Genomic DNA, 16,698 nt, shown 5'->3' on the forward strand with positions numbered 1-16,698 from the left:
TATCATAATCCTATTGCTTTAGAGCCTGAGGCGCCCTTCTCATGAATCTTTCGGCGTCCCTTTCAAAGCCGTATTGTTGATACAGCCCGTGAGCATCTTTCGTCCCCAAAATCCCGGTCATCCACTCGAATTCCGGAGCGTTCGTAATAACCTCGACCAGCTTCTTGGATATTCCTTGTCCGCGGTACTCCTCCAGAACGAATACATCGCACAAATAATACATGGTAGCGCCGTCCGTAACGATCCTTGCAAAAGCAATCATTTTATCCTTATCGTATACGCCGTAACAAACGGAATTTTCGATCGATTTCTTAATTTTCTCGGGAGATCGTTTACTCGCCCAATAGCTCGAAGCTAAAAAATCCAACACCGTCTGCACGTCAATCCGCCGTTTATCGTCGCTGATGACATACTCCTTATACTGAAGCTCCATGTGTCTCCCCCGCCCTTCAGCTTCCTTGTTTCTCGCCTCAAACAGCTCTATCAAGGATAATACGATTCGTTAGCAAGACAATTGAGAGACTTCGGCGTTTCAACACGGCCATTTCAGCCGAAAGCTCCCTTTATTAGCTCAACAAATCGAGAACCTGCAACGACTCGTCCCCGCCTGCTCTAGCGTGATTGATCAAAGGAATCCCGTGAGGGCCAATAGCATCCTTTAGGCTCGGATTGTCCGCAAGCATCGCTTTTACGATTTCCGCCTTGCCTAACATAGCCGCTGCGAATAAATCAATACGGGCTCCGTTCTCCAGGAGGAAAATAGCGATGTCTTTTCTCCCCATGTGCGCTGCGGCGCCAAGAGCCGTTTCCCAATCGCCGTTCCCCCAGTCCCAAGCTGCATTGACAAGCCCCGGTTCTTGTTCGAGAAGCTGCTTGACTCTTTCCAAGTCGCCATGAGCGTTTCCGACAAAATCTTTAACCAAATCAGGCTGAATCGCTTGTTTGTTTTCCATGGCTACATTCTCCTTTAATCGTTCCTTTATTTTAATAGAGCAGCTGCCTCTTGATGCTCTCTGCTTATTGCAACTTCGCAGGGAGTTTCACCTTTATCGTTTTTAGCCGATTTATCCGCTCCCGCTTCTATCAACATCTTGATCATGGACACCCGGCCGAAATAAGCGGCAACGTGAAGGGTACTAAATCCCGGCCGCCATTTCCCTTCGCATTTTATGTCCAGGCCCGCTCCACTCTCGATAAGCAGCTTAACGATGTGCTCATGATTCCCGGCAATGGCCGCGTGGATCGCCATATTGTTCAGATTGCCGTCTTTGCTTCTTGCATTTATGTCCGCGCCTTGATCCAGCAGAAGCTTCGCCGTATCCTCATTGCCAAAATGAGAAGCCAGGCCCAAAGGAGTGAAGCCATCCATACTATAGCTTCCGATCAGCTCGGGAGAATCGGCGAGCCATTCTTTCACTCTTTGCGTGTTGCCGACAGCCGACGCTTCAAAAATGCTCAATTCGGCTCCGCTGCTTACCAGCAATTCTTTTATCTCTTGCGATCGGTAATAAGCCGCCATCAGTACTGCGGTTTCTCCGGAATTGTTTTTCGCGTTAATAAGATTCGAATCTTTCTTGATCAGCTCCGCAACCTTATCCAAGTTATTGATTTTTACCGCATCAATCATTTCATTGCGCAATTGCTGAACATGATCCGCTAGCGCTTTGGCTTTCATAAGCAGCTCTCCAGAGGCTTGAATACCCGCACTTATAAAATGCGAGACCGCTCTTGAACGGTTTGATTCAAGACCCGATTCCACAAGCAGGTCAACGGCCTTTAACGAAACCTCATCTAATCGAATCGAAATCACGATACTTTGCTTTTTATCGGACATTGCAATCTCCAATTGATAGTTGTAATTTTTATTACAAAATTACAATACCATATTTTTCTAAGCGATTCAACCTCGGATGTATACTTGACTTAAAGTTCTCCGGATGAAGCTCCCCCCACTATGGCTGGATCCATATGTGGCAATGATATTATGATAAAGCTTTAGCGAATTTTCCGCGGTATTGTTATAATGAATTAGAGGTGAACGGTATGAACCCGTTAAGCGATCAAGTTAAGGAAGAACTTTTACATGCGCTGGAAGGCAAGCAATCCGGCTTTTTCGTTATTGAGGGCAAGCTCGTTTCCGTGGAAGTGGTAAACTTTGAGCCGATCGCGGAAGATGGATCCGAAATGGACCTGGCTCAAGAAATTGAGGACTACCCCGAATTTGACCGATCCGACCGCATGTCGCTTCAAAGGCGGCCGATCGCGGTCTGAAATAAAAGGGATCCATATTTTTGCGAGATGGATCGTGCATAACCAAAAACCCGTAACCTCTAATGGTTACGGGTTTTTAGCTTCGCGTCTGACAGAGATGAAGACGGGCAACTGCCGGAATCTGCCTGGCTTTGTTCTGTTGGATGCGGCATTCCTTACAGCATGTCTACCCTTTAAGCGACCCTACCGTCAATCCTCTCACGAAATATCGCTGGAAGAAAGGGAATATAAACAGCATCGGGCCGCCGGCCAATACGGCCATAGCCATCCGCGCCGCGTTGCTTGGGAATTGGGTCAACGAAATCTGCTGCCCTTGCGTGAACTCCGAATTGCTCGTCAAAAACTCGATCGTATTCAAAATTCGGATCAACAGCAGCTGCAGCGGAACGAGATTCTGGTTATCGATGAAAAGAAGCGCATTGAACCATTCATTCCAATACGCAAACGAGATAAACAAGCCAAGCGTCGCCAATGCCGGGGTCGATAACGGCAGCACCATCGTGAAAAAGATGCGAAGCTCTCTGGCACCGTCCATTTTGGCGGATTCAATAATCTCATGAGGCAGTTTGCTCAGAAAACCTTTCATGATCATAATATTGAACGGCGACAGTAAACCAGGCAAGATAAGCGCCCATATTGTATCTTTCAAATGCAAATACTGCGTAATCAGAATATAGAAGGGAACAAGCCCGCCGCTGAACAGCATCGTAAAAAACACATAAAACGTCGTAATCCGGTTATACCGGTAATCTCGCCTGGCGATCGTGTAAGCGGTCATGGAAGTAATCAGCAAGCTGCACAAGGTTCCGACGACTGTGATCAGCATCGTGATCCCGTATGCCTTCAACAAGATTACGGGGGATTGAAAAATATACTTGTACGCCTCCAAACTGAAACGCTCCGGTATAAAGCTGTATCCGTTCCGGATCAGCGTTTGTTCGTCAGTGACGGAAATCGCCACGACCAGAAGAAACGGGAGTACCATGGCCACAGATACCAGTATAAAAAAACCGTTGATCACCATGCGGTGAAAGGCAAACTTCTTTTCCATACGATCCGTCCCTTACCATAAAGAATTTTCGGCGTTTACTTTTTTCACGATCCCGTTCGCCAACAGCACGAGCAGAAACCCTACGACCGATTGGTACAGCCCGACTGCAGCCGACATGCTGATATTGCCGATCTCCCGCAGCGCCCGGTACGCGTACGTATCGATAATGTCCGTCGTCGAGAAAATAAACCCGGAATTGTTCGGAATAAAATAATGCAGACCGAAATCCCCCCGGAACATACTGCCGATCGAAAGGATAAACAGAATAATAACAAGCGGCATCAGCAAAGGCAGCGTGATGGCGAACGTCATCTGCAGCTTCGATGCTCCATCCATCCGGGCCGCTTCATAATATTCCGAATCGATGCCGAGAATACCGGCAAAATAAACGAGCGTCGAAAATCCGACGGCCTTCCATAAATGAGCCAGAATCAGAATGTACGGCCACGGGGCCGGATCCTGATACCAGCTGATGCCCGACCAGCCTAGCGAAATCAAAGTCCGGTTAATGAAACCGTCCGAATGATTGAGGAAGGCATAGACGATATAACCGACCAGAACCCAGGAAAGAAAGTAGGGCAAAAACATGGAGGTTTGAAAAACCTTCAGCCATCTTTTTCGGACTTCGTTCAGCATAATGGCGAAGACTAGCGCAGCAAGCGTAGTCAGCGTCATATACGCCAGATTGTACAGCACCGTATTGCGGGTAATGCGCCAAGCGACATCGCTCGTAAATAAATACTCGAAGTTTTTGAATCCGACCCACTCGCTGCCAAAAATCCCTTTATCGTTCCGAAAGTTTTTGAATGCGATTATAATTCCTATCATGGGCAAATAGGCGAAAATCAGCTTGTAGATCAAGCCCGGCATGGACAAAGCAAATAATTCGCCGTTCTTTTTGAAATACAGCCACTCTCGTTTCAGCATGGTTCGACTCCTCTCCAGTTTCTTATCCGCTGCGTGGTCTTATCATGCCGTAAACCTGCCCATTTGGGTACTGTACAAATTTTAATATCCTGTATTCTAAGGCCTACGCCGCTTAATTCTTTAGTTCGATCCCTTTTTTGATCCGGTATTCTTTGGGAGTCGTGCCGTATTTCCGCTTAAACAGACGGTAGAAGTAGCTTTCGTTGCCGAAGCCGACCCTTACCATAATTTCGTTCACGTTCCAATCATGCTGCTCCAAATATAGTTTGGCTCGCTCAAGCCTGCGGTCGTTGATGGAATCGACGATCGTCATCGACTCGTACTCTTTGAATAACTGCCCCAAGTAAACATGCCTCATCTTCAGCAAATCGGCGATTTTCTGGACATTCAAATCCGGATCGTGAAATTGGGCATCGATGATCTCTTTGATCGCCTCTACAATCAACCGGTTTCGGTCTTCCTTCTTGTGCTGGCGTTTTTCCGACAGTTCCCGTATGACGTCCATCAATACAGTGCGAATCTCTTCCAACGTTTCCTTTTCGAAAATTCTCCGGCTAATGCTATGAAGATTAATCGCAATCGGGTTTAAACTATAATGATTGATTTCGCTTAACGTATGATTCAAGATGACTACCATATGGAGCAGGGCTGAGAACATATTTTCAAACGTAAACCGCGAAACATGCTGCATCCATTTTTGAAGCGCTTCGTCGGTTTGGGCCAAATCGCCGCTTTTGATGCTTTCCGTAATGCGTTTCTCCAGTTCAGGAGGAATAGTAAACGATTCGTTCCGCTCGTTCTCCTCAACAATTTCGGGCATGATGACCGATTGTTTGCCGAAAACGATGCGATAATTCGAATATCGCTGCGCTTGCTCGTAAAATTGCGTAATCTCCGTATAGCGATCGAATCTCTCACTGAGCGTTGCGGTGAACGTAATTTTATAATAGCTTTGCACAATTCCCTGAATCTGCTGAAAAGAAGCTTGCAGTTCGCCGAAGTCCAGCGGCTCGCCGCGGCTGATCAATAACACGATATGATCGCTTCTCATATCTATCGCTTGGCACGCATAATCGGCTCTTAGCAATTCCTCGGCTATATTCGCAATGGCGGAATAAAATAAAGAAATCGCGGCTCCCTCTTTGAGCGCGGCTATTTGATGGCCGTTATCTATTTTCACAACAGCCGCTGCGTAGAAGCCGTCACGTTTCAGATCAAGCTGATACTGCTCGATCATCGCGGAAAATTCGTCTTGCTTCAGCGCTTGGCTATCCGCGATCAAACTTCGCAGCCGATCGCTTTTGGCCATATATTGCTGCGATACCTGCCCGGTCTCGGCATCCTTCACCCGTTCGTTCAGCTGCGCGTATATATTGGACAGGAAGGAAAGCTCATCCCCTATCGCCGAGGACGGGTGCCTATGGTCCCGGTTCACCTGCTTGACCAAATTGTTAATCGGGCGATACAGCCGGTGGGAACTGTACCATACGAGCAGGACGGTCACGAGGGTTACCGCGATCGTCAAGAGCGAGGCCGTCAGGCGAAGCTCCCGGACGTTGTTCAATACTTCCTCGTAGGCTTGCAAGCTTATCATTTTCCAATCGTTGACTCCTCCGGACAAATAGGTAGTCATATAGGTTTTGCCCGCATGCGTATAGGTAAAATAATCGAGCGGACGTTCGGAATTCGCTATGTGCTGCAAAAGCTCGGTTTTTATCGTTTCTTGATCCGGCAGCTGTTGATTCCGGATAAGCAGATTTCCTTCTTGATTAATGAGAAGAATGGCGTTATTTTGCCGTTCCGCCAATCGGTTAAGCGTGTTCAAATTATTCAACAGCCATTCCGGCTTGATGTTCAGGAGCAGCAAACCGTTCGCAGACGCCCCGTCATACATGACAAAGGTTAATAATTGTTCCTCCTGCTTCGAGCCGTACCGGACCGGAAACAACTGCAGCTTGGGAAGCGCCTTCCCTTCGTTCAGCATCTGCCCCACTTGCTTAATCATCTGTTCGTTGTCCAAATTATGATTGGTCGACGAGAAGAAACGGTCCTGCTTCCCGTTGTAGATCACGATGGAATGCAGGAACGGAGAAAAGGTGACCAATTGATTCAGCTTCTCCAGCTTGGTCAAGCTCTGTAGAAAGTCGCTTCCCGATTTCAAGGCAACCAGGTCGTTGTCGTAATAGACCGACATCGCCAACGTTTGGATAATGTTGTTCATATTTTCGATATTGTAATTGATTTGGGTGAGCAGCTTGCGGTCGGAATCGGCCTGCATGGCCAATACTTTGGATTGCGAATTGTAGTAGAAAAGGATGGAGGAGCCGACAAGCATCAGGACGACAAGCATGAAGCTTAGCAAAATTCTCAATAAATAGATGCGGGACCGCAACCATTGCATCATCATTCAGGCTACCTCATCTCGAGTTGGTTAGGGTATGCAAATTATATCGCGCCGTTCAGCCCCCAACAATAACTGATTCCAGCATAAACGTCCTGCAGGGAGATGTCTTGATCATTATTGATGCGTCCGTTATTTACGTCAAAAATCGGCAAGACGCGCCGTACAAGATTTTGCTAGACTCCGGGTATACACTCGAATGAGTGGCAGCAAAACGGTGAAACCATGGATGCCGGGAGGATTTGACATGATCAAGGAAAAACATGCGGATGTCGCCGTTATCGGCGGCAGCCTTGGAGGCTGTGCGGCCGCGCTCGCGGCTGCAAGCATGGGAAGAACGATCATTATGACGGAAGAAACGGAATGGATCGGCGGCCAGCTGACCAGTCAGGGAGTGCCGCCGGACGAACACTCATGGATCGAAACGCATGGATGCACGCGCCGCTACCGTCAATTTCGGGAAGGCGTGCGGGATTATTATCGGAACCACTTCCCGCTTACGAAAGCGGCGCACGACAACCCGCTGCTGAATCCGGGCAACGGCAACGTCAGCCCGCTTTGCCACGAGCCGCGAACCGCGCTTGCCGTGCTGCTGCAGATGCTGGCCCCTTACATCCATAGCGGGCAGGTCGCTATCCTGACGCAGCATGTCCCGCTGCAAGCCGAAATGGCGGGCGACCGGATCGTTTCCGTCACCGCAAGAAGCTCCGCAACGGGGGACAACACCGTTATTGCCGCTTCTTGCTTTCTGGATGCCACCGAATGCGGCGACTTGCTTCCGCTTGCCGGCGCGGAATACGTCACCGGCTCCGAATCAAAGGCGGACACGGGCGAACCTCACGCGATCGACGGTCCGGCACAGCCTCTTGATATGCAGGCGTTTACGTATTGTTTTGCCATGGATTACCGGGAAGGCGAGAACCATACCATTTCCAGACCGGAAAGCTATTCCTTCTGGCGCGATTTTAAACCCTCCTTCTGGCCGGATCGTCTGTTAAGCTGGGCAGGCGTACGGCCCTCCACACTGGAGCCGGTTCGTTACAACCTGTTTCCCGGCGAGCCCGGACTGTCCTATTGGAAAGGGTTCTCCCTGTTCACCTACAGACGTCTGATCGATGCGAGCCTTTTCCGTCCCGGAACCTACGAGAGCGACATTTCGCTGGTCAACTGGCCGCAAAACGATTATTTCCTCGGGCCGATTATCGACGTGGACGACGAAACGCGAAACCGCCATCTGAAAATGGCGAAGGAGCTTAGCTTGTCGCTCCTCTACTGGATGCAGACCGAGGCGCCGCGCCCCGACGGCAAAGCCGGCTATCCGGGCTTGCGTTTGCGCAAAGATGTGTTCGACACGGAAGACGGGCTTGCCAAATACCCGTATGTGCGGGAATCGCGAAGGATTCAGGCGGAATTTACCGTCCTGGAGCAGCACATCGCCAAGCATAGCCGGCCTGACGGCAAAGCGGCATCGTTCGCGGATTCGGTCGGCATCGGCTACTACCATATCGATCTGCATCCGAGCTCCGGCAACCGGTCGTATATCGATTTTGCCAGCTTGCCGTTTCAAATTCCGCTCGGCAGCCTGCTGCCTATTCGTTTGGAAAACTTGCTGCCGGCCTGCAAAAATATCGGAACCACGCATATTACGAACGGTGGTTACAGGCTTCATCCCGTTGAATGGAGTATCGGCGAAGCAGCCGGCTTGCTCGCCGTATTTAGTCTGGATCGGGACGTGTCCCCCCGCGAGGTGCGCAATCGGCAAGCGCTGCTGGAAGACTTTCAAGCCTTATTGGTCCGGCAAGGGATCGACTTGTCTTGGCCGTCGTGACCGGTTCTCCTGAAATCGCTTGGAGACGTGCGAAGCACGCTTTTGAACACTCTGCTGAATTGCTGGGATGAACCGAAGCCGACCGCATAGGCGATATCCGTCATCGTCATGCCCGGCTCGTGCAGCAGCATCCGCTTGCTCTCAAGAACACGCTGCCGAAGGACGTATTGATACAGGGAAATCCCCTTGTTGCGCTTGAACCGTCTTGTCAAATGCTCCGGGCTGAAATGGAACCGGTCGGCTATCTTTTGCAGCGTAAGATCTTCCTTCAGGTGGCCGTGAATGTATTGGCAGCAGGCTTCAATCGGGTCGAGTATGGCGGCCGGATCGAAGCCTTGGCCTGCCGGAGCGGTTATGCCAACCGGAGCGGATTCGCTGCCTGCTTGGAAGCTCCTCTCGATGAGAACGAGCAGCTGAATGGCATGCGAAACGACCATTTGCTGCCAGCCGGCTTCATGTTGACGGTTCATTTCATCATATATGGATGTCAGGGAAGCTTGGATGGCATGCATCTTCTCCGGCGGCAGCGTCATCTGGCTGCACCCGGACACCGATAACCGCGGAAATTGGAGCAGAAGGGGCAGCCATTGCGGCATCGCCCTGCTCCGCCCCTCCCCATCGATACAAAGAGCCGCCCTTCGATAGCTGCAGCTCGGATCGACATAGATTTGATGAGGCAAGTGCCCGGGGACAAGCATCAATTGCCCGGGCATTTGCCTGTAAACCCTTGTACCTACGACATAATAGGCATCGCCTTCCAGCGACAAATTGATTTCGATTCCCCGCTGCGTATGCATGCTGCGGCTATGCGAACGCAGCGTATCGAGCTGCAGATGAACGGGGAACGTATCGAATCGTCTTTCCAGATAGGCATTCGCTACGGTCGATCCGCGACCGTTCATGATTTCCGGCATCATCCGCTCCGGCATGCTCATCCCTCTCCCTCATCCTTCTATTCGATTCAACGGGAAGCTTGCAAAAACCGTACCGCCTGGCGTATATCCTCCTCCGGATTGTCCCCGCCTTCGCGTTCAATCGTCAAATACCCTTTGTAACCGATATCCGCCAATGCACGCAAGTATTCCGGAAACCGGACATGTCCCTCGCCGAGCGGCGTTTCCCGGTACACTTCGCGGGCTCTGACCATTTCACGGATCTTGCCCCCCTCCTGAAATTCATATCCGGGAGTCGTATAGATCTCGCGCGCGTCTACCGCCATATAACGAATACCGTCTTTGGCGTGCGTATGCACGATGTACGCCTTCAGCTCATGGACGCCGCGCACCGGATCGTCGCCGGTCACCATAATCAGGTTGGCGGGATCGTAATTGACGGCAATCCCTTTGCCGGCTATGCCGCTCAGAAAGCTTTTCAAGTGATACGCCGTTGTCGGGCCGGTTTCAATCGCCATATAGGCATCCATGCTTTCCGCAAAAAGACTGATCTCATTACAAGCTTCTGCCATCGCCGCATAAATTTCACTCTCGGGATCGTAAGGGATCACCCCGATATGCGTAGTCACGATGTCCGTACCGAGCTCCTTGGCCAGTTCGATGACCCTTCGGGACAATTCCAGCTTTCCCGGGTTTGTCTCCCTGTGTCGGTACCCTTCCCCTCCAAGCCATACGCATAGTGCGGATATTTCCAGCCCGAGGGCCCCTATATCGCCGCGCAATTTGGCGCGGGCCGACGCCGTCAGGTTTTCCGGACTAAGCTCGCCGTCCCCGACGAAAAACTGCACGCCTGCTGCTCCCGCTTCTTTTGCTAGATGGAGTCCTTGCTGCAAGCCTACCCGGTATCCGTCAATCAGAATGCCGATTTTGTTAGATGGTTTCATTTATATGCCGCTCCTCGAATGATAATGGGAAATCGGCGGAGGAGGGGACCTTCATCCTTACGTCCCCTCTCCTCCGAAAAGCTATTTTTACTGAACAATTTCAAGAACCGGCCAATTCACGGATTCCCGGCTGCCCAGATGAATCAGCGCATTCGCGTTGGTGGAATCCTTTAGACAAAGACTGACGATTTTATCGCCTGCATGCTCGCTCTGCACATAGGAAGTAATATCGAACGTGTACCAAGCTCCCGCTGCGGTAATCGAAGCCGAAGCCAGCTTGCCGGCGCCTTCCGTCGGCTTGTTGTTCCACGTAATGCTGCCCTCGGTCCAGGTATCGTCGGCCACGGGGAATATTTCCACAGGACCGGTCGTGTTCCGGTAACTGACGTACAGCTTCAGCTTTGCGCTTGAAATCGTCCCGCTGATCCCGCTCACGTCGAACTGAAGGAATGAAGCCCGTTTGGTATCGGCGTCCGTCGTCGCTTTCACTTTCAGATCGGCGCTTGTACCGTAATTGTCGTTGCCGAACGTGCCGCTTTGTACATAAGCGTCGGCCGCCGCATACAGATCGGGAACTTTGCGGATCAGTCCGATATCGTCGCAATAGACATAGCCTGTGCCGGCCCCCGTCTTCTTGCACCATATCGTTGCCGAGGTGCCGCTCGCACCCGTTATGAAGTCCATCGTGACCTGCGTCCACCCGGTATCGGTAACAGCGCGTGATGTCGCCGCCGCTCCGTCGTAACCGGACACGCCGATGCTGACGGACTCGCCCGGTTCAACCTTGGCCCATCCGGACAGCGTATAAGAGGTATTCGGCGAAAGCCCCGTTACCGTTTGCTCTACGGCATCAATCCCGGTACCGAGCTGCAGGCCGTAATTATTGAGCCTTGCCTTCTTGTCCGTCCTTGACCAGGCGGGATCATAGACGACCTGCGCGGTTTGAGCGAACGTTTTCGTCCAGCCGGTGAAATCGCCGTTTTCGAATCCCCCGTTTTTCACCCGGTTCATGTAAGTGGTGTCCACCGTTGTAAAGGTCGGATTCGGCGGATTGGCGAAATCATGCCCTGCTTTCCACGCCGTATTGCCGTATTCATAGGCGCCTTGATCGGGTGCAGCGCCGCCGTAGCCATCGGTGATGCCGGCAATCTCCATGCCCCCGTTAACGGCGGGAGAAGTCGATTGCAGGTTGTAATCGGCACCTCCCGGAGCAGGATTGACATAACCCGGACTGGTGCTGAACAGATTGTTTTTCATCCACGCAGGCGGATTTGACGTCAACAGACCGTTCAATTTAAAAATGTTATTCATCACGTGCGTAGCGTACATGTCGACACCGTAGACGGCGGTCCAGTTTTTGGCTGAACCATCGACGGAATTGTTATACACCAGCTTGTAATTACTGGGCGTCCCGAGCAGAATGCCTGCGCCCGGCGTGTTCCAGACGACATTATGGTGGATGATATAATTTTGCGTAGCCTGATCGAAGTAAATCCCAACCCCGGAAGGTGCAGCGTTATCGTGGATCTTATTGTAGCTGAGCACCGTATTTTGACCGTCCGTATTGGCCATGTAGGTGACGCCCAGATCCTTCGTAAGACGTCCTGCAAAGGAGAAATCATTATACTGAATGCGGCTGTCTGTCGCGCCGCCGCCGATCACGGCCCGTCCGGCCTCCGTGCCCGTATTGTGACTGACGAGCAGCCGGTTCCCCTTGGTATAGATCATCGGATTACTTGTGGCCATATAGTTGCCGTCATGGATGTAGTTATTGATTACCCTGTTGTCCGATCCTTCAACAACCAGGATCGCGGACGACGAATAAGCCAGTTCGGAATTGCGGATCTCGATGTCGCTCCCTTTGATGCTGATCGGGTAACCCGCCCCGGCGGCATTATCGTGAGAGATGTACTCGGCTTTCATATCCCGGATCGTGACATGGCTTGTATCGACATCCGTATTGATGCTTGCGCCGAAAATATCGATGCCCGTTATGTCGAGATAAGAGCGGCCGGACAAATCGAACGCATAGTCTCGCTTCTTGGCCTCTACCGTCTGCGTGGAAGGGTCCGCTCCTCCCGGTGCCCACAGATAGAGCAATTGGGCATTGCTGTCGTACCACCATTCCTTCTGGGTGTCCAGTGCGGCTTTGATGCCCGATAGGAAATATTTATTTCCCGCAACCGGGTCGTAAGAGCCGGAAACCGGAAGGGAGTTAAACGTCAGCTTGTGCGTTGCCGCGTCATAATCCGTCACCGTACTCGTGTAGGCCCAGTAGGCCACCCCGCTCGGAATCCACAATTGAGCGCCGTTCCAAAAATCGTCGCCCCCGGGTATATGACTGTCGATGATCGTAGTGGACGGCAAACCGGGATCGACGCTGCCAACCGTCGCCAACGTCGGTTGAGTCAACGTACCTGTCTGATTCGGCCACCGTGCAAGATTCATCATGACCCCGTCCACAAATATTTGATTTCTCGTCCCCAGCGTCCCGTTCATCACCGCCTTGTAGACGGAACCTGCATCGAGGCTCCAGCCTGTAACCGGATCGAGCCCGCTGACCGTCACTTGTTCGCCGTTATAATTTTGGAAAGTGATTGTATTGCCCGATGTACCGGAATGGACAGGGATAACCGTCTCCCGGTAAGTGCCTCCCCGAATGTAGCAAAGATCTCCCGCAACCATTACGTTCGCAGCTTTCTGAATCGTTTTGAAAGGCGTGCTCAAAGACATGCCGTCGTTTGAATCGCTGCCGGTCGGGGAGACGTAATAGGTTGTCGGCGCAGCCGAGGCGGAATTGTTCGAATGTGGGGTGAATGCCGTAATCATCATGATTGCCATCAACGTCAGAATAAACATTCTTTTGGACATTTCGATTTGCCTCCTTGTCTCAATAACGTTCGATCGATTCTCGGTCATTGCAGGTACAATGGAAGACTGGCAATCGGCTACATTACGCATCACCCCCTTTCATGATAAACATGAATCAGAGCGCTCACCCGATCGGTATTACGATCACCCGCCGATTGTGTTGAATTTCCTTAGCCTCGCAATTGCGGGGTTCCCCGTTCACAAAGAGCTCAATTGGACCTGCAATGGGCCATGCTTCTTTGTCTAAAGTCAATCGGACCGTCCCGCTGCACGCCACGCGAATAGCTGTAACGGCGCCAGCCGATTTGTCGATTTGGACATGAAGCCATGCAGGCAAACGAACGGTCAATTCACCAAGCAGCGAACGATACGGATTGAACGTTTCCTTCAGCTGCCCGCGGCGAGCGTCATAAACGAAGCCGGGATCCCGGTCGAGATAAAGCTTGTACAGATCGCCCCCCACCCGCTTGATTCCGGTCAGGGGGAGCCATCTGCTGCCGTTCCCTTGCTGCAAAACAGGGATGTGCGTTCCCGCGTGCGGCTGTTTGTCTATTGTCGCGGGGTAAGCGGCGTGGCCCGATTCGCCGGTTGCCAGCAAGCAGGGACAGCCTTCGTCCATGGCAACCTCGCTTATGCGAAGGGAAGGCCATACGTCCAGCTCAGCTTGAAGCCCGCAGCAGCTAATTGCGCTTCCTTCCATTAGATCCAGCTCCAGCCCGTTTTCCCGCCGCTTGACAACCGTGAAGCTCCCGTTCGACATGACGCCCCCTGCGGCCAGCATGTTTTCGCTTTCCGGTTTGCGGTACAGGATGGTTGCCGATATTTCGCCGGCGCTTATCGCCGCTCCTACACCGTCCTGTTCGTCTATCTCTTCCAGCCGGCAGCACGACGTTAGTTCGGATGCCTCGATGATAGGCTCCCATAAGGACGCAAAGGTGCTCTGCAAGCTCGCCCCCTCTCGCCGAACGATGATTTTCGGCATCACATGATGCGGCCATGCGGCCATGGCCTCCTCAATGTCCTGCAGCTCATGGAAGTACCGGTTTCTCGGCGCTTCGCATAAATACACCTCTCCGTCCTGCGGAGCAAGCCAATGAAGCCGCAAGCCCGGCTTGCTTTCAACCGATTTCGCCCGCTGCCCGAGCCCCGCCCCGGTTTCGCCAGCAGGAAATGCGGCCGACATCGCAGCTGTCCACGGCAGATCGTTACGGCAAGCTTTCACATTGCGGAACGCTCCGTAATAGTTCGTTTGCATACCCGGTTGATCATAAGGAAGCTTCGGATCGATGGATGATTGATGAATTTTTTTGGCCGGTCCGGGAATAAAGACTTCCCCCTTCTCGTCCAGATTGTCGAACGTCCGGTAAGGAGCAAGCGAGCTCGCCAGATTTTGCGAATAATCGGCGCAGCCGTTCGCCATCCATTCATGCCGCTGACCGCCGCTAACTTCGAATATGTCCAGAATGACGTTCATTCGCCCGGAAACCGGAACGCTGATGACCGTCCTCCTGTACAGGTCGGTGACCGGATACGCTTGCCCATTATCGCAAGCCTGACTCACTTGCGTTCGGCCTTGCTTCGCATGCCATGCCAGCAAATGCCCGGCATCCGTAGCATGCTGATCCTCGCCGTTCACAAGCACCAGATTATGTGCGGCTGCGGTTACCGCGTACCCGCCGAGATGCGTGTAGCCGAGATCCGCAGCCAATTCGTCGCCGTTCGCCCACAACGTAAAATTCAACATATCCGAGTGCCCGTGATTGTATTTGCCCGAGTAGTGCAAGTGCGCCTCCATCGTATAGGGATGCTGCCCCAAGCCGTGAACGGCATGCCCGAATTCGGGCAGCAGCAGCGCATTCGTCCAATTGCGCCGATGCGGGTTCACATAATCGTCCGGTTCGCTCCATTCCCCGCTCGGATAGACGGAGCCCGCCCATGTATCATGGAACGTGACCAAGTGGCCGTCCGGGAACCGGAGACGATCGAGCAGCCCGAAAGCTTGAGCGCAATTTCCGATTTGCTCCCGGACGGCATACCGGTCAAATCGCGATCCGTCCGGCTGATAACGGTATCCCGCCGGATCGGAATATCCTTCTATCGCTTTAAGCGCATCGCTTAAACCAAGCGCCATATCGCGCAAATACGACACGCTTTCGGGGAACATGCCGTCCGCCATGAAGGTATACCGGAACGCCCCCCTTGCTTTATCGGCAGCATAGTGAATCAGATCGGGACAGCCGACCGCAAGACCGGCTTTCGCAAGCGCTTCTACCTGCAAACCGATCGTATTATGGTAAAACTTCCATGGATCGTTGCGGTAATAGGCGTCGTATTTCAACGTCATACGGGCCGTATGGAGAATAGCTTCGACTACGTCCACCCGTGCGTCCTTGCCGGTAATTCGGCTCGTTTCCTCCCATATTCGGGGTTCTCGCAAATCGCCGTACGTACGGACCAGCCGCCCGATCAACGTTCGGGTTCCGACCGTGTACCAATATTTGAACCCGATCCATGCGAACCAATACTCGTAACCGTCGGAAGGCATAAACTGCTCATCCGGGATGTTCCATTCGGGGAGTCCATAGATCGGCCAATCCGGAACCGCTTTGGCAAGCGCATGCAGGATGGCTGCCGCCCGAGCGCCAGCCTGTTCATCCCCCGTGGCGCGAAAATACGCCGCCAACCGGTCGGCCGCGTCCCACAAATGATAAATTCTGGCCGTCGTCATCAGCTTGTCGAGATAAATCTTTTTACCCGCCGGCGTCTTGTGATAGGCATAAGAGACGATCCTGCCGCTCGGCGCCGCGATTTCATCGAAGCCGGTTACCGGGTAAACGGCGCTATAATCAAAAACATTCCCCTCCAAGTCCGACAAAACATCCGGTTGACGCACATCCCATCTGTACATGTACGTGCCGGACAACCCGCTTTCGAACGGAAACGGCCGTCGTTCCGGCACCAATTCGATCAGTCCGGTTACCGGGATATTCAAGTACGGCACGACATCCTCCGGCAAAACATCGGCATCCGGAGAGAGCGGCTCGGACACCTGATGTTCCCATTCCACATTGCCCCTTAGCGAGTTGATCCATGTTAAATCAGGTGGACCGTATAACGGCGCATGCTCGCCAAATCCTCCCTCGACGATGCGAAGGCTGCGGAATTCCGCCCTCCCTCTCCCCGCTATGCGGATTCCCGTCTCAAGCAGGACGGCATCCTTTTTCGTAAAAGCTTCAAAATAGACCGTCTGCCAATCTTCCGTCAATTCCGTGCGCATCGTGTTCATTCTGTCTTCTACCCGGACCGTTTGCCGTTCGCTTCCCTCCGCTGTATAAGTGCGGTAAAAATCGGGGTAAACGGTTAATCCGGCAGCGCCTTTGGCCTCATAGCGGATCCCGTATATGCGTTCTTCTTGGCCGTCGATTGCAAAAGCCGGCAATGTCCACGTTGTTTGTTCGTTTACATCGACGTAATAATGCTTCGTCATTGGATGCATGCCTCGCCTTCGATCA

The 16,698-nt window shown here is 52.3% G+C and carries 12 protein-coding genes; 2 read left to right on the top strand and 10 right to left on the bottom strand.

Annotation, left to right across the window (positions count from 1 at the left end):
- Nucleotides 1–10 precede the first annotated feature (10 nt).
- The 3 genes from DQG23_RS10745 to DQG23_RS10755 form a co-directional block, all read right to left on the bottom strand.
- Entirely contained in the window at nt 11–433 is a 423-nt protein-coding gene (locus DQG23_RS10745) for a GNAT family N-acetyltransferase (protein ID WP_113030841.1), read from the bottom strand.
- A gap of 133 nt (nt 434–566) precedes the next feature.
- Entirely contained in the window at nt 567–953 is a 387-nt protein-coding gene (locus tag DQG23_RS10750; RefSeq protein WP_113030842.1) for an ankyrin repeat domain-containing protein, read from the bottom strand.
- A 26-nt stretch (nt 954–979) separates the two neighbouring features.
- Nucleotides 980–1,834 (bottom strand): ankyrin repeat domain-containing protein, encoded by an 855-nt coding sequence (locus DQG23_RS10755; protein ID WP_113030843.1) that lies wholly within the window; start codon nt 1,832–1,834, stop codon nt 980–982.
- A 209-nt stretch (nt 1,835–2,043) separates the two neighbouring features.
- On the opposite strand from DQG23_RS10755, the gene DQG23_RS10760 reads away from it, so the two are divergent.
- Complete coding sequence (locus tag DQG23_RS10760) at nt 2,044–2,271, top strand: hypothetical protein (protein WP_113030844.1); 228 nt, start codon at nt 2,044–2,046, stop codon at nt 2,269–2,271.
- 166 nt (nt 2,272–2,437) lie between these two features.
- On the opposite strand, the gene DQG23_RS10765 is transcribed toward DQG23_RS10760, so the two are convergent.
- From DQG23_RS10765 to DQG23_RS10775, 3 genes are all read right to left on the bottom strand, one after another.
- Complete coding sequence (locus DQG23_RS10765) at nt 2,438–3,322, bottom strand: carbohydrate ABC transporter permease (RefSeq protein ID WP_113030845.1); 885 nt, start codon at nt 3,320–3,322, stop codon at nt 2,438–2,440.
- Between the two features lie 12 nt (nt 3,323–3,334).
- Nucleotides 3,335–4,249, bottom strand: coding sequence for an ABC transporter permease (locus DQG23_RS10770; protein WP_113030846.1), 915 nt, complete (start codon nt 4,247–4,249; stop codon nt 3,335–3,337).
- A 112-nt stretch (nt 4,250–4,361) separates the two neighbouring features.
- Complete coding sequence (locus DQG23_RS10775) at nt 4,362–6,656, bottom strand: helix-turn-helix domain-containing protein (protein ID WP_113030847.1); 2,295 nt, start codon at nt 6,654–6,656, stop codon at nt 4,362–4,364.
- Nucleotides 6,657–6,897: 241 nt separating this feature from the next.
- On the opposite strand from DQG23_RS10775, the gene DQG23_RS10780 reads away from it, so the two are divergent.
- A complete protein-coding gene (locus DQG23_RS10780) occupies nt 6,898–8,478 on the top strand; it encodes an FAD-dependent oxidoreductase (protein ID WP_113030848.1) in 1,581 nt (526 codons plus the stop codon).
- Here DQG23_RS10780 and DQG23_RS10785 read toward each other — a convergent pair.
- The 4 genes from DQG23_RS10785 to DQG23_RS10800 all read right to left on the bottom strand — a co-directional run bounded on the left by DQG23_RS10785 (nt 8,430) and on the right by DQG23_RS10800 (nt 16,673).
- Complete coding sequence (locus DQG23_RS10785; RefSeq protein WP_158560398.1) at nt 8,430–9,407, bottom strand: AraC family transcriptional regulator; 978 nt, start codon at nt 9,405–9,407, stop codon at nt 8,430–8,432. The two genes, DQG23_RS10780 and DQG23_RS10785, sit on opposite strands and share 49 nt — an antisense overlap.
- A gap of 32 nt (nt 9,408–9,439) precedes the next feature.
- A complete protein-coding gene (locus tag DQG23_RS10790; protein WP_113030850.1) occupies nt 9,440–10,315 on the bottom strand; it encodes a sugar phosphate isomerase/epimerase family protein in 876 nt (291 codons plus the stop codon).
- An 87-nt stretch (nt 10,316–10,402) separates the two neighbouring features.
- Nucleotides 10,403–13,186 (bottom strand): CBM96 family carbohydrate-binding protein, encoded by a 2,784-nt coding sequence (locus DQG23_RS10795; RefSeq protein ID WP_158560399.1) that lies wholly within the window; start codon nt 13,184–13,186, stop codon nt 10,403–10,405.
- A 124-nt stretch (nt 13,187–13,310) separates the two neighbouring features.
- Nucleotides 13,311–16,673, bottom strand: coding sequence for a heparinase II/III domain-containing protein (locus tag DQG23_RS10800; RefSeq protein WP_158560400.1), 3,363 nt, complete (start codon nt 16,671–16,673; stop codon nt 13,311–13,313).
- Nucleotides 16,674–16,698 lie beyond the last annotated feature (25 nt).

This window comes from Paenibacillus contaminans (assembly GCF_003285015.1).
GTDB lineage: Bacteria > Bacillota > Bacilli > Paenibacillales > NBRC-103111 > Paenibacillus_V > Paenibacillus_V contaminans.

Bases quoted from the DNA above. Each gene is read 5' to 3' on its own strand.
- DQG23_RS10755 (WP_113030843.1), bottom strand. From the start codon at position 1,834: ATGTCCGATAAAAAGCAAAGTATCGTGATTTCGATTCGATTAGATGAG.
- DQG23_RS10800 (WP_158560400.1), bottom strand. From the start codon at position 16,673: ATGACGAAGCATTATTACGTCGATGTAAACGAACAAACAACGTGGACA.
- DQG23_RS10770 (WP_113030846.1), bottom strand. From the start codon at position 4,249: ATGCTGAAACGAGAGTGGCTGTATTTCAAAAAGAACGGCGAATTATTT.
- DQG23_RS10765 (WP_113030845.1), bottom strand. From the start codon at position 3,322: ATGGAAAAGAAGTTTGCCTTTCACCGCATGGTGATCAACGGTTTTTTT.
- DQG23_RS10760 (WP_113030844.1), top strand. From the start codon at position 2,044: ATGAACCCGTTAAGCGATCAAGTTAAGGAAGAACTTTTACATGCGCTG.
- DQG23_RS10785 (WP_158560398.1), bottom strand. From the start codon at position 9,407: ATGCCGGAGCGGATGATGCCGGAAATCATGAACGGTCGCGGATCGACC.
- DQG23_RS10795 (WP_158560399.1), bottom strand. From the start codon at position 13,186: ATGTCCAAAAGAATGTTTATTCTGACGTTGATGGCAATCATGATGATT.
- DQG23_RS10745 (WP_113030841.1), bottom strand. From the start codon at position 433: ATGGAGCTTCAGTATAAGGAGTATGTCATCAGCGACGATAAACGGCGG.
- DQG23_RS10780 (WP_113030848.1), top strand. From the start codon at position 6,898: ATGATCAAGGAAAAACATGCGGATGTCGCCGTTATCGGCGGCAGCCTT.
- DQG23_RS10790 (WP_113030850.1), bottom strand. From the start codon at position 10,315: ATGAAACCATCTAACAAAATCGGCATTCTGATTGACGGATACCGGGTA.
- DQG23_RS10775 (WP_113030847.1), bottom strand. From the start codon at position 6,656: ATGATGATGCAATGGTTGCGGTCCCGCATCTATTTATTGAGAATTTTG.
- DQG23_RS10750 (WP_113030842.1), bottom strand. From the start codon at position 953: ATGGAAAACAAACAAGCGATTCAGCCTGATTTGGTTAAAGATTTTGTC.